The sequence below is a fragment of the Thermosynechococcus sp. OHK43 genome (genome assembly GCF_014466085.1).
GTDB lineage: Bacteria > Cyanobacteriota > Cyanobacteriia > Thermosynechococcales > Thermosynechococcaceae > Thermosynechococcus.
The window spans coordinates 1-11,587 of sequence record NZ_JACOMP010000272.1 but is presented as its reverse complement, the minus strand read 5'-3'; the positions used below and the strand labels follow the sequence as shown (position 1 = coordinate 11,587).

The window sequence follows — 11,587 nt, the reverse complement described above, 5'->3', positions numbered from 1 at the left end:
GGTGGTGGTGGATAGTAGTAAACTGGTGCAGCAATTGGGTTCCACCTTCCCCGTACCGGTGGAAGTCTTACCCTTTGCTATCACTCCTGTCACCCGTGCCCTGCAGGCCCTGGGGGGGCGGCCGGAACTACGGATGGGGGTCAAAAAAGACGGCCCAGTGGTCACAGATCAAGGGAACCTTGTCCTTGATGTCAAGTTTGATGATATTCCTAACCCCGCTGAACTGGAGAAAACAATTAACAACATTCCCGGCGTTGTCGAAAATGGTCTTTTTGTCAACCTTGCTGATGTGATTCTCATTGGCGAAATCCTGGATGGCCAACCCCATGTGCGGGAAATGCGCTAAGGCGAGGCCGCTTGTTCTCTGTCGTTCATCGGCGGTCAACAGCAGCTAGAAACGGAGTGTCTTGAGCCCAGCCGCTAACTGACAATCGGGAAATCACACCCCCACATCGTTCAAAATTCAAAATTGATGTTCAAAATTGATGCCATGGGCCTCAAGTCTGCCCATGATTGCGCACACCAAAGGGCACGTGCACAGAGGGAATTGCTCCTGCTGCTGATTCCAGGTGGGTCCGTTGATCGTCGAAGAAAATGTGGGGTTTGAGTTGCCGAAGAATGCGCACTTTCTCGATACCCCCTAGGAAAAAGGTTTCATCGGGCATGACTCCCCAACTGTTGAGTGTGGTTACCACCCGCTCACTGGCCAGGATATTGCGGGCAGTGACAATGGCAATTCGCAATAGCCTCCGATAGCTGGCATCCTGTTGCTCTTTGACCATCTCTAACTGTTGAAAGGCCGACAGTTTTTTGAAGAGATCACTCAAGGGGCCTGGATTGTGGGGAATATCGGCCTTTTGCAGTTCATGGGCTTGAAATTGCTCGAGATCCCCTTGGCGAAAGACCACTTCGGCCTCATCATCCGCCAGTACGCCATCAAAGTCAAAGGCAATCCGCAACTCGGCATCCTCTTCGTGATCGGTGATGGTGGAGGGAATGACCATGCCTGCAGGATAACCAGCCTCGATCGCCTGCTGCACATCCGTTGCATTTGCCGAAAGAAACAGAGACACATTAAAGGCAGGAATGTAGGGGTGGGGAGATTTTCCCCCTAAAAAGGCGGCGCGGGTGATATTGAGGCCGTAGTGTTGAATTGAATAGAAGACCCGCTGACCTGTGTCCGGATCATTTCTAGAGAGGAGCACCACCTCCACTGGCTCCTGTTCGGGATAGGCACGGTTGAGATTCAGAAAGCGGCGAATAAAAGGAAACGCCACCCCCTTCGGCAAGACATCATATTTCCTTTCTCGCTGAAATTGGCGGTACTTTTCGGTCCCTTCATTGCGAAAGACATCATCCGCCTCCCCCAAATCAAAGAGGGCACTGGAGGCCACCGCAATCACTAATTTCTTTTCAATTGGGTATCCCATTGCTGCGTGTCCGATAGTGGGATTGAAGGGCACTGCGCAGTTGAGCGATCGCCCCCGGCCAATCGCCGCGCCGGGGTTGACGAATGAGCTGTGCTGAAGGATACCAAGGCGATCGCGATCCCTGAGAGAACCACCGCCAATCTGCCACAAAGGGCAACAGAATCCACAGGGGTTTCCCCAGGGCACCCGCTAGATGGGCCACGGCTGTGTCAATGGTAACTACGGCATCTAACTGCTGGATCAAAAGCGCCGTATCCAGAAAGTCCCCCATATAGGGCTGGCAGTCAATCACCCCCGCCTGCCGTAGGGATTCACCCTCCGCCGGCGATCGCTCCTTTTGCAGGCTATACCATTGGACATCCAATTCCTGCAGCAGCGGCAGGAAGTACTCGAGGGGACAGGACCGCTGGGCTGTGGTGCAGGTTTGACTATGGCTGGCCCAAACCAGACCAATCCGCGGTTTGGCCACATTAAACATACTGTGGGGTCGGGGGGCGGGTAACTGAAAATAGGGACTGAACTTGGGAAAGTGCTCTTGATCGATGCCTAAGTAGCCAGGCAAACTCAACAGGGGGCTGTGGTAGTCAAACTCCGGCGGGATATCCTCAGTACTGATCACCTGAATAGCGGGCAGGGTTTGACAGAGGCGCATCAAGGGGGGGTAGGCAGCAAAAATCACCCGTTGGGCACGGCGGGCCAGCAAAGGCAGTAAGCGTGCAAACTGAATACAGTCCCCTAGGCCTTGTTCACTATAGACAAAGAGTGTTTTTCCCGCCAGAGACTGACCTCGCCAGCGGGGTTGGGGATAAGAACGCAATCCCCCCTTGGACTGCTGCCAGCGCCACTCATATTCCTGCCATCCCTCCCGGAAGTGCCCCAACATGAGCAGGACCAAGGCCAAATTGAGCCGCACCTCCACCGCTTGGGGGTCAAGGGCAACGGCTTGGCGAAAGTGAAGGAGGGCAGCTTGAGGATCGCCGCTTTCCAGAAGGGCTGTGGCCAACCCTGCTTGGGCTGCACTATTGAGGGGATCGACACTGAGACAACGTTGGTAATAACTAATTGCCGCTGCAAGGTCTCCTTGAGTAAGGCAAATTTGACCCAGTTGCAACAGCGCCTGGGGGTGCTTGTTATCCCGCAGCAGCACTTCTTGGTAGCGATCGCGAGCAGCGGCGAGGTTGCCCTGTAAATGGAGGGCGTAGCCCAGGTTGTAGTGGGCGGCTAAGAGTTCTGGATTGGCACCTAGGGCAGCTTGAAACTGCACAGCGGCGGCTGCATAGTTCTTCAGTTCTAAATAGGCACTGCCCAGATTGTTGTGGACATCCGCTTGACCCGGTTCAAGGTACAGTGACTGTTCATAGCAGGCAGTGGCTTCTGTGAGTTTGCCTTGGGCGTGCAGACAGAGTCCCAAGTTATAGAGGGTCGTGGGCAAGTCGGGATTCAAGGAGAGAGCCTTTTGGTAGCAGGCGATCGCTGCCTCAGTATCCCCCAAGTCCAGATAGGCATTTCCCAAGTTGCTATGGGCTTCTACCCACTCCGGCTTGACTTCAAGGGCACGTTGATAATGGGTAAGGGCAGCCGCCGGTTGCTGCAGCAAATCATGGAGAACGACTGCCAAGCGATAATGGGAAGGAGCATGCCACGGATCAAGGGCGATCGCCTGCTCGTAGGCTGTCCGCGCCTCAAGGGGCTGTGCCAGTTGTTCAGCAATTAACCCCAATAGATAATAGGCCTCTGGCTGCGGCGTCTGTTCAATAACTTGACGTGCACACTGCTGTGCTTTGCTCCAGTGCTGTTGTTGATACAGTTGCCAAGCCTTTTTTAGCAGCGAGGCAGTCCGCCACCCAAGGATACCCACGGCTATTGTGATGAGCAGTTATTCAAATAATAGGCAACAGCAGTGGCAATCGTAGAATTCCCGTTGAGATTCAAGGGGGTGGGGTCTTGGGGCGGCTGCGGTTCTATTCGCAGAAAATCCCAATGACCACCCAAAAACTCTTCATGGCTGAGGATTTGATGGTAGTGGTGTGCCTGTAATCCGGCTACCAAAAGGGGGCCTTCAGCAAAATCATCACGTCGAATCGTTGCCACCGGTACCCCCAAGCGACAGGCCTCGGCGTAGGTGCCATAGCCGGGCTTGGACACAACTCGACCACAGAGGGGCATCACATCCACCGGCCGCAGTTGACGACCACAGAGCTTCAGTAAGTTTGGCATATTCTCCGGCGCAGCTCCATCAAAAGTGAGAAACTGCCAATCGGGAAACGCCTTGAGGGCTTCGTAGGGAATGGCTTGCAAGCCCAAACCACCAAAGGTCAATAGAACCGTGCGATCGCGGGGGGTAGCAAGGCCAAGGCGCTGCCGCAACTCCTCTGGTTCAAAACGCGGTTCGGCTCCCGTCAGTCCCACCGGTTCCTTGCAGGGAAACGCATTGAGGGGCTCAGCAAAGGGCAGTTGAAACAGGCGATCGCACCCGCTATAAAGATCACTCACCCAATCCGCAATCTCAATAAAATCATCGCCAAAGGAGCGATAGATAAAATCCCAGCCAAAATTACTGGCCATCCAACAGGGCACCCCGGCTCCATGGGCGATCGCCACCGCCAACGGTGGAACATCCGCCAACACCAACTGCGCCCGATTCTGTTGAATAAAATCCACCTCCGCGCGGATTAACTCAGGGGCTGCCGCCTGCAGGGCCAAGAGCTTGGCACGGGTTGCGGTCAAATCCATGTGCAGACTATCGGCTTGTACAACCCCCAGATCAAGGGCACGGGGACGATGAATAAACTCCCCCTCCAGGTTTGCCTGCAACAACCAATAGGGAGCAGCCGTCACGATGAGCGGCAAAAGATCCGGCACTTGGCGGCGAATGGCATTCACGAGCGCCGTTGTCCGCGCCACATGACCAAAGCCATGATTGGTGATTGCCACGTAGAGAGCCGGTCGAGCCACTGGGGTGTTTTTACCAAAACCGATGCAATCTTAACATTTGTAACAACTCGCTAGTGGTATTCCCAGAGTCTTTTTTTGAATCACTCATTTCCCGCTGGGTACCTAGAATAGATTTACTCCAATCTATTCAAGCAATACATAAGATAGATTTATTGGTGGTATTTATGAATTTATGTTGCTTTCTATAAAGATATGTAACATACTATTGACTAGGAGGCAGAGATAACCATAGCAACACGCTAGATATTTAACATCTCTGAAGCATATGACCTACACCACCGATACTCGTTTCACTCCCTCAACACTCGCTACGGCCGTTCAAGAGGTCACCACGCTTTTCAACTGCCTGAGCGTCGATGACAAACTAGGACTCCTGTGGTTCCTCTACACTGAAACGGGTCGTTCAATTACAGCCGCCGCCCCTGGTACGGCTCGCCTACAGCTGGCGGAAGGGCTACTCAATCAGGTCAAAGCCCTCAGTTTTGATGAGCAACTCCAATTTATGCGTGACTTGGTGGCCAATGTGGACACCCCTCTCACCCGTGCCTACGGGGTCTTTAGCCCCAACACCAAGCTCGGCTTCTGGTACCAACTGGCAGAACTGATGAAACAGGGGTTTGTGGTACCTGTGCCCCCCGGTTATACCCTGAGCCGCGATGCTGATCGCGTGTTTGAGGCCATCAAAGCCCTTGACTTTGGTCAACAGATTACCGTCCTGCGGAATGCGGTGGTCGCCATGGGTGTGGATCCCCTTGCCGTCTAATTGAGATGCCATGGGTTACGCCAGGGGGCAACTTGCTCCCTTTTTTTTCTCGATTCAAACCCCTGAGGACCTGAAAATATGACCCATCTTGTTCATTCCATTCCCGGTATTGATGAACCGACGCTGATTGCCTATTTTGCTGCCCTCAATGGTGAACGCTACGAGGATGTGGCTGGCCTGTTTGCTGAGGAGGGAGTGCTCTATCCACCCTTTGAGGATCCCATCATTGGCCGTGGGGCGATCGCCCACTATCTCCACCTGGAAGCCGTGGGTATGCGAGCAGAACCCCGCACAGGAGAACTACTGAGCACAGAGGGCATAGAACGTCGCTACCGCCTCATCGGTAAAGCTAAGCTCCCCCTCTTTAGTGTCAATGTCGCTTGGCAATTTGGCCTCAATCCTAAGAATCAAATCACGTTTGTGAAAGTGGATTTGCTAGCCACCTTGGAGGAACTCCTCAACTATCAGCCTCTGCGTCAGCAGCGCTAGGGCGACTGGAAAACACCTCGGACTCTAAGGCCTCTACGCGATCGCGCAAATTGTGGAGAATACCAGAATGACTCAGGCGTACCGCTGCTAACTGTTCCCGCAGACGATCGCAGTTCTCGGACAGTTGTTGGCGCAGATAAATCACTTCACGGCTGAGAGCATTGACTCGTCGCTCTAGATTCGCCACCCGTTCAGGCAAATGATTGGCTTGGGTATAAAATTTGCAAACAATGTCAACAATTGCCGCCTCAAGGCTAGCCAATTGATGCTCCCGCTGATAGGCATACAGCCAACTGAGAACCTCTGGCGGTAAATGTTCTGTAATTGGCGACTCAGAATTCACGATTCTATCCTTTGGCAGGCAGTATTTCTATTTTGTTTTCTTTGTTTTCTATTTTGTCGCTTTAGGGAAAGTCGTGCGAGCGGGTCGAGGTATGGGAATAGACGCTTGTAGTCAGGCAAGGCCACGGCCACTGAGCAACAACTTGGGAGACGTCAGCCAAAAGAGTTGACTATTGCCAAGGGGATCAGTTTCTGGAATCTTCAAGCCAATGATGCCTGCCTTCTTGAGTTCGATGTGTCCCAAGGCTTTGCCACAGGTGAGAAGTTCTGCCCAGTGACTGAGATTGGGTTCATGACCCACCGCCATTAGGGCACCCGCATGTTCTTGACGCCAGTGGCTGAGCCAACGGAGCCATTCTTGCAGGCTGCCACTCGGAGCCAGTAGGTCAGAAATTATCAGCTCGGGAGCAACCCCCACTTCAAGGAGAATTTCTGCCGTTTGCCGTGCCCGCACCAGTGGGGAGGAGAGGATGAGTTCTGCCTCAATGCCTAAATCGAGTAACCGCCGCGCAATCTGCTGGGTTTTCTTTTCGCCTTTGGCCGTTAGGGGGCGATCGCTATCACTGCCTGCAAACATTTCCCGTTCGACCGCAAGGCCGTGGCGGAAAAAAAAGACTGTTAGCTCCGTCATAAAGACCTAAAAGTTGACGACTGCGAACCGTGCCTCACTCCGTGCCGTGGAGGACATTGTTCTTGGGATTGACGAGGTGGAGGAGCTTCTGCTTAATCTGGGTATCGTAAACGCTCCACTTGAGTTTAGCGTATTCTGGATTCTCATTGAGCCCCGACAAGAAGCCCACGGGAATTTCAAAACCGCCAGCTTGGGAGCGACCACCACCAAAGAAGCGGCCCTGACTATCCTTACCAAAGGCCTCCTTGATAAACTCATCGGGGTCAAGGGTAATTTTTGTCGTGCGCAGCGAGCCAATAATCAGTTCTACCTCTTCATCTTCGTCGTGGACAAGGCCATAAACAACGGCGGTGTGGACGTTCTCCTCGGTTACCAGAAAATCTGCTGCTTGGGGAATGGCATCGCGGTCTTCGTAGCGGATGTAACCCACGCCAGATATTGAGAAATTGTTGTGAATAGAGCGGTTTTTCAGCGATCGCTCGATGACATCCATCACCTGCTTCGAGCGGTGGGACTGCAAAATGGTGTTCAGCAGTTGATAGTCAATGAAGCGACTCAAAAAGGCCGCTGCTAGAAAGTCCTCTTCTTTGGCTTGTTTGAGGCAATCGGTGTCGGAGCGCAGACCATGCATCAGAGCTGTGGCACATTTCACATGGACCGGGTTGCTACTATCGAGAGTGAGGAGCCCTGCTTGCAGGTATTGGGTAAAGATAGTGGCGGTGGCGCGGGTCGTTGGCCGAATATCTGTAAACTCGGCTTGAATAGTTTCTTGGAGACTGTGGTGATCAATAATGGCGATCGCTGGCAGCCTGGCCTCCTGCACCAGAGGGAGCAATTGGCTGGTGGTGCCTTGGTTATCAATGAGGACATAGCCCTGGTAGCAGCTACAGTCCCGCTGCTCTTTATTTTTAGTTCCCTGCACAGACCAGCGCACTAGGGGCATCCCCGTCAGCCGCGCTAGGGTAATATTCTCCTGATGGCTGAGGGCACCGGCGTAGGCAATATCGCACTGAATCTCAAATTGCTCAGCAATCAGCTTATAGGTCCATGCCGACGAGAGGGCATCTGGGTCAGGAAAGTCTTGGAGAATAATCAACTGACGCGTCCCGCGATGGCGTTCCAGCATTTGCCGTAGGGCCTCAGCACGGGGGTCACTCAAGCGAACTTCTGCCTTCACTAAATCCGTTTTGCTCGTGTCTGCTTTCACCAGTGCGTTACCATTCAGTTCAAGGTGTGTCGCCTCAACGTCACTGGGAGCAGATTCACTGACTTCAACTGGATAGGGAGAGTGCATAGTTGTTTCAGCGTTGGATAGCAGGGTTGAACCCAATGGGGAACGCCCAGAAGAGAATTGTCGTCACTATACTGTCAACGACTCTATCTCGATCTTGGCAGATATTTTACCGTTTGGCATCCCCCCTTGGACAGCGGTTGTGGCAGTGGCGATCGCTCCCTCCTTGGCAGCCTTTAGTCTTCACTCTGGCGATCGCCCTCTTTTTCGCAGGAACCCCCAGCGGCAAAGCGCAGCAGGTGTGGCGAGGCACCGAAGCAGTCACCCTACAGCGAGCCTATGGGGAGTGGCAGCGGCAGCACATCCTCTACCTCGGTGAAACCCATGACAGCGTTGCTGATCATGCGGCACAGTTGTTGATTTTGCAGGAATTGCAGCGGCGGCGCCCCCTGGCGATCGCCCTAGAAATGATTCAGCGTCCTTTTCAAGCCGCCCTGGATGCCTACATTGGCGGTGAAATCACAGAGATGGAATTGCTGGTGCAAACCCAATATGCCCAGCGCTGGGGCTTTCCTTGGTCGCTGTATGCACCGATTTTTCGCTTTGCCAAGGAGCAGCAGATTCCCCTAATTGCCTTGAATACACCCACCGAAGTCACTCGCCAAGTGGCACGCCAAGGCCTAGAGAGCCTAGGGGAAGAGGATTTTCGCTATATTCCGCCCCTGGCAGATATTGACTTGAGTAACACCGCCTATCGCGATCGCCTGCAGGAGATTTTTATTGCTGCCCATGAAGGGGTAAGCCACAGTATGAATTTTGACTTCTTTTACCAAGCCCAAGTCCTTTGGGATGAAACCATGGCCAAAGTCGTTGCTAAACATCATCAGCAGCATCCCGATCGCCTGATTGTGGTGCTGACGGGGCGGGGTCATGTTTATTTTGGGGATGGCATTCCCCAACGGGTACAGCGACGGCTTTCCCCCAACCTGCGCCAAGCAATTATCCTCCTGAATCCGACAGCAACCGAAAAAGCCAAACCCGGCATTGCCGACTGGTTCTGGCAAAATGATCCACCCTAGCCTCTCCTAGTCAGCTAGGCCATGTTCAAGGGCAAAGCGCACGAGTTCTGTGCGGCTACTAGTACCCGTTTTCACAAAAAGGCGACTGACGTACTTTTCAATATTGCGAACACTGGTATTTAGTTGGCTAGCAATTTCCTTATTCATCAGACCCTTAACCACCAGTTGCAGGACACTGGCTTCACGGGGGGTGAGCTCCAGTTGAATCGGGGGAGCAGTAGGATAGCCTTTGCCCCGTTGGAGGAGCATTGCCCGCAGTTCAGCAATTTGTTGGGCTAGGTTAGCCAGATTGGGTTCTGCCTCATCCCGGGCAGCCGCTTGCCGGCGCAGCAGATTTTTAATAATGGCCACCAGTTCCTCGGGGTCAAAGGGTTTGGCCAGGTAAGCATCACAGCCAGCATCATAGCCTTGGATGCGATCGCGCGTCATGCCCCGCGCTGTGAGGAAGATGACGGGAATATGGTTGAGATGGGGCTGTTGGCGCACCTTTTCCAAAAAGGCATAGCCATCCATGTGCGGCATCATAATGTCCGTAATCATCAGGTCGGGTACATTGGTTTCTAGGTACTCTAGGGCAGCTTGGCCATTGGCCACTGCTGTCACCTCAAAGCCACTGTCCTCTAAATAGGCTGTCACTGCCTCGCGTACCCCTGGTTCATCATCCACTAGCAGTAATTTTGCTGTCATTGGCTATCTCCTGCGCCCGTAGGACTTCACTTTATGCTCTAACATAATTGGCAGTATCTAGGTGGAAGGATTGAATGGCGATTATTGTGCTGCGGGCATGGTACCTACCGCAGTATGAACCCCTCGAACAGCTCGAGCAACGCCCCCACGATTTACGGCTCAACAAGAGTAGCCTACTGAAAACGGCCCTGCGGGCTGACTTTCTTGATGACTTGGAAACAGTCCAGCGTTCGGAGTGGTTTCAACGCTATCGCCTCGGCGAAACGGTGGAATTTTATATTGAGGGCAGTGGTAGCTATACGATCGCTAACATTGATATTCTCAGTCATGAAATCTACTTCATCAAGAGCGATCGCCAGGCTTACTTAGAACCGATTCTCTTTTTCAGTGCCGCAGATAGCTCCAGTAGTGACGAGATTCGCACAGCTCTCAAAGCATTTGTGGCCAATACCCCCAGCCGCTTCCCCTTAGCACTGGTCGAAAGTCCACGCTCAGCCACTGCCCCTCTGCATCTCGATAGTCCTGTGATCAGCCAATTGCGTCGCTCGCTCCTGTTTATTGCCGATGGTACAGCAGTTGAAAATGGCCACTTGCCCACCCTGATTGCCCTGGAATTAGGCTACGCCCTTGCCAGTAAGCGGCGCAATCAAATCCTTGTTATTCAGCAGGAGCACCCAAGCCAGCGGGCACTTCTACCCATTGAAGTTCCCAGTCGTCAGCGTTTTGTCTATGACACTCCCCAAACGCTGAATGCAAACTTGGCAACTGTACTGCAAAGACTTTTAGAACCCTTTGACCTCTTTCGAGGGGAATCCCTCAGATAATTGCTGCTATCAATGAACCAGATCGTAGAACAAGTAGCAAGGAATCCCCGCTTCTAAAAGAAGGCGAGGAAGAATTGGCAGCACCCGACAGCAATGCTGAATGAAATTATGAATCCACTGTTTCAGGGTTTCTGCCTCCTGGTTAGTGAGCAGCTGGTCACAGGGTCTAAAGTCACGGTTGTGGAACTGCTCCACTTGAATTTTTGCCAGCCAGCTTTCACGGGGACGGGTCAGCAACCAATAGTTGGTGACAATCATTTTCCCTAGGTAGCGCACTGCCACTTCTGTAATGCGTCGAAAGAGCTCATAGTATTCGGAGAGCGTGGTGGCTTCTTGGTTGGCGGGAGGAGCAGGACGTTTGTTGTCTGTGTTAGCCAGTTCGCTAAAGAAGGATAACAGCTCTGTAATCGCATTCTGGGACACTGGCAGGTCAAGACCCACGAGATCAAAAATTCTTTGCTCAATGTGTTGTAGCTGAAGGGTTTGATGCGGGTCATTAGCTTTTATTTTTTGATGCAAATTGATAAGAAATTCTAATTGATTAAGCTGTGGATATGTTAAGTGGTTGAAGTTGATGTAGCGATCTAGATCCTCCTCATTATTGATCTTGCGTGGAGAGCGATCGCAACCCCCATAGGAGAGAATCGCAGGATGCTCTGCTAGTAAGCGCCGCACATAGTACCGAATCATGGGAGAAATTTGCATAGCAGGAACCCTCAAAGTCAGGACAGTACAGAGGAACGAAAAGCAAAGGCGCACGTGACATGAACATGGTTTCAGGTGTGCAAGGGGTAAGTGAATGATGAATACATAGTACCTACCTAACAAATCCAGAGGTTAGGGGAGTAAAAATTAGTAGAAATTAAAAAATATCTTTAAAAAATAATTGCTACCCTCAGGGAAATGCCAGCCACTTCAGGTTTACAAGTAAACCTAAGGCATTGAAGTTAACTTAAGCTAAGCTTAAATTGAAGGAAAACCCAACTCCATTGGATGAAGTATGCTTCTTTTATAAGGTCTGAAATCTGATATCGTCAAGTATTCAGGGATACAAATAGTTTTTTTGTGTAAATGCCCTGCAGCATAGCCACTACGTGGCACCGTAAAATTTAATAAACCATTTACAAATTTACACATTGAGTCTGAACTTGGGAGC

At 52.1% G+C, this 11,587-nt stretch carries 14 protein-coding genes; 5 read left to right on the top strand and 9 right to left on the bottom strand.

Annotation, left to right across the window (positions count from 1 at the left end; translation table 11 throughout):
* A partial coding sequence (locus H8Q75_RS11880; protein WP_297041951.1) for a ribose-5-phosphate isomerase A occupies positions 1 to 346 on the top strand: 346 nt, incomplete at its 5' end.
* A 151-nt stretch (positions 347 to 497) separates the two neighbouring features.
* On the opposite strand, the gene H8Q75_RS11875 is transcribed toward H8Q75_RS11880, so the two are convergent.
* Genes H8Q75_RS11875 through H8Q75_RS11865 form a run of 3 tightly spaced genes read right to left on the bottom strand, consistent with a single transcriptional unit; the run spans position 498 to position 4,385 of the window.
* Positions 498 to 1,430: a 5'-nucleotidase gene (locus tag H8Q75_RS11875; RefSeq protein WP_024124433.1), complete on the bottom strand. Its 933-nt coding sequence runs from the start codon at positions 1,428 to 1,430 to the stop codon at positions 498 to 500.
* Positions 1,414 to 3,288 carry a tetratricopeptide repeat protein gene (locus H8Q75_RS11870; protein WP_297041947.1) on the bottom strand — a complete coding sequence of 625 codons (1,875 nt, stop codon included), beginning with the start codon at positions 3,286 to 3,288 and terminating at the stop codon, positions 1,414 to 1,416. The genes H8Q75_RS11875 and H8Q75_RS11870 overlap by 17 nt, the downstream gene beginning before the upstream one ends.
* Before the next feature lie 2 nt (positions 3,289 to 3,290).
* Positions 3,291 to 4,385, bottom strand: coding sequence for a hypothetical protein (locus tag H8Q75_RS11865; protein ID WP_024124435.1), 1,095 nt, complete (start codon positions 4,383 to 4,385; stop codon positions 3,291 to 3,293).
* Between the two features lie 265 nt (positions 4,386 to 4,650).
* Between H8Q75_RS11865 and H8Q75_RS11860 the strand changes: the two genes are divergently transcribed.
* Both H8Q75_RS11860 and H8Q75_RS11855 read left to right on the top strand, forming a co-directional pair.
* Positions 4,651 to 5,148, top strand: a complete 498-nt coding sequence (locus tag H8Q75_RS11860) for an orange carotenoid protein N-terminal domain-containing protein (RefSeq protein ID WP_297041945.1) — start codon at positions 4,651 to 4,653, stop codon at positions 5,146 to 5,148.
* Between the two features lie 78 nt (positions 5,149 to 5,226).
* A complete protein-coding gene (locus H8Q75_RS11855) occupies positions 5,227 to 5,637 on the top strand; it encodes a nuclear transport factor 2 family protein (protein WP_024124437.1) in 411 nt (136 codons plus the stop codon).
* On the opposite strand, the gene H8Q75_RS11850 is transcribed toward H8Q75_RS11855, so the two are convergent.
* The 3 genes from H8Q75_RS11850 to H8Q75_RS11840 all read right to left on the bottom strand — a co-directional run bounded on the left by H8Q75_RS11850 (position 5,606) and on the right by H8Q75_RS11840 (position 7,904).
* Entirely contained in the window at positions 5,606 to 5,980 is a 375-nt protein-coding gene (locus H8Q75_RS11850) for a hypothetical protein (protein ID WP_024124438.1), read from the bottom strand. The genes H8Q75_RS11855 and H8Q75_RS11850 overlap by 32 nt on opposite strands.
* Before the next feature lie 111 nt (positions 5,981 to 6,091).
* Positions 6,092 to 6,610 carry a phosphohistidine phosphatase SixA gene (gene sixA / locus H8Q75_RS11845; protein ID WP_297041942.1) on the bottom strand — a complete coding sequence of 173 codons (519 nt, stop codon included), beginning with the start codon at positions 6,608 to 6,610 and terminating at the stop codon, positions 6,092 to 6,094.
* Positions 6,611 to 6,644: 34 nt separating this feature from the next.
* A complete protein-coding gene (locus H8Q75_RS11840; RefSeq protein ID WP_024124440.1) occupies positions 6,645 to 7,904 on the bottom strand; it encodes a bifunctional oligoribonuclease/PAP phosphatase NrnA in 1,260 nt (419 codons plus the stop codon).
* Positions 7,905 to 8,017: 113 nt separating this feature from the next.
* Here H8Q75_RS11840 and H8Q75_RS11835 point away from each other — a divergent pair, with 113 nt between their 5' ends.
* Positions 8,018 to 8,920 (top strand): ChaN family lipoprotein, encoded by a 903-nt coding sequence (locus H8Q75_RS11835; protein WP_297041941.1) that lies wholly within the window; start codon positions 8,018 to 8,020, stop codon positions 8,918 to 8,920.
* A gap of 6 nt (positions 8,921 to 8,926) precedes the next feature.
* Here the strand turns inward: H8Q75_RS11835 and H8Q75_RS11830 are convergent, their stop codons facing one another.
* The gene (locus H8Q75_RS11830) at positions 8,927 to 9,607 is read right to left on the bottom strand and encodes a response regulator transcription factor (RefSeq protein WP_024124442.1); all 681 of its coding nucleotides are present in this window, start codon (positions 9,605 to 9,607) and stop codon (positions 8,927 to 8,929) included.
* A gap of 74 nt (positions 9,608 to 9,681) precedes the next feature.
* Between H8Q75_RS11830 and H8Q75_RS11825 the strand changes: the two genes are divergently transcribed.
* On the top strand, positions 9,682 to 10,431 hold the full coding sequence (locus H8Q75_RS11825; protein WP_024124443.1) for a hypothetical protein: 750 nt from the start codon (positions 9,682 to 9,684) through the stop codon (positions 10,429 to 10,431).
* A 9-nt stretch (positions 10,432 to 10,440) separates the two neighbouring features.
* On the opposite strand, the gene H8Q75_RS11820 is transcribed toward H8Q75_RS11825, so the two are convergent.
* Positions 10,441 to 11,136: a hypothetical protein gene (locus H8Q75_RS11820; RefSeq protein ID WP_297041936.1), complete on the bottom strand. Its 696-nt coding sequence runs from the start codon at positions 11,134 to 11,136 to the stop codon at positions 10,441 to 10,443.
* 258 nt (positions 11,137 to 11,394) lie between these two features.
* Positions 11,395 to 11,587 (bottom strand): hypothetical protein (locus H8Q75_RS11815; RefSeq protein WP_297041934.1); only part of this gene is annotated, 193 nt, incomplete at its 5' end.

What these genes read in the sequence shown, in the direction of transcription:
- H8Q75_RS11860 (WP_297041945.1), top strand. Translation starts at nt 4,651, where the DNA reads ATGACCTACACCACCGATACTCGTTTCACTCCCTCAACACTCGCTACG.
- H8Q75_RS11830 (WP_024124442.1), bottom strand. Translation starts at nt 9,607, where the DNA reads ATGACAGCAAAATTACTGCTAGTGGATGATGAACCAGGGGTACGCGAG.
- H8Q75_RS11820 (WP_297041936.1), bottom strand. Translation starts at nt 11,136, where the DNA reads ATGCAAATTTCTCCCATGATTCGGTACTATGTGCGGCGCTTACTAGCA.
- H8Q75_RS11840 (WP_024124440.1), bottom strand. Translation starts at nt 7,904, where the DNA reads ATGCACTCTCCCTATCCAGTTGAAGTCAGTGAATCTGCTCCCAGTGAC.
- H8Q75_RS11855 (WP_024124437.1), top strand. Translation starts at nt 5,227, where the DNA reads ATGACCCATCTTGTTCATTCCATTCCCGGTATTGATGAACCGACGCTG.
- sixA (WP_297041942.1), bottom strand. Translation starts at nt 6,610, where the DNA reads ATGACGGAGCTAACAGTCTTTTTTTTCCGCCACGGCCTTGCGGTCGAA.
- H8Q75_RS11875 (WP_024124433.1), bottom strand. Translation starts at nt 1,430, where the DNA reads ATGGGATACCCAATTGAAAAGAAATTAGTGATTGCGGTGGCCTCCAGT.
- H8Q75_RS11825 (WP_024124443.1), top strand. Translation starts at nt 9,682, where the DNA reads ATGGCGATTATTGTGCTGCGGGCATGGTACCTACCGCAGTATGAACCC.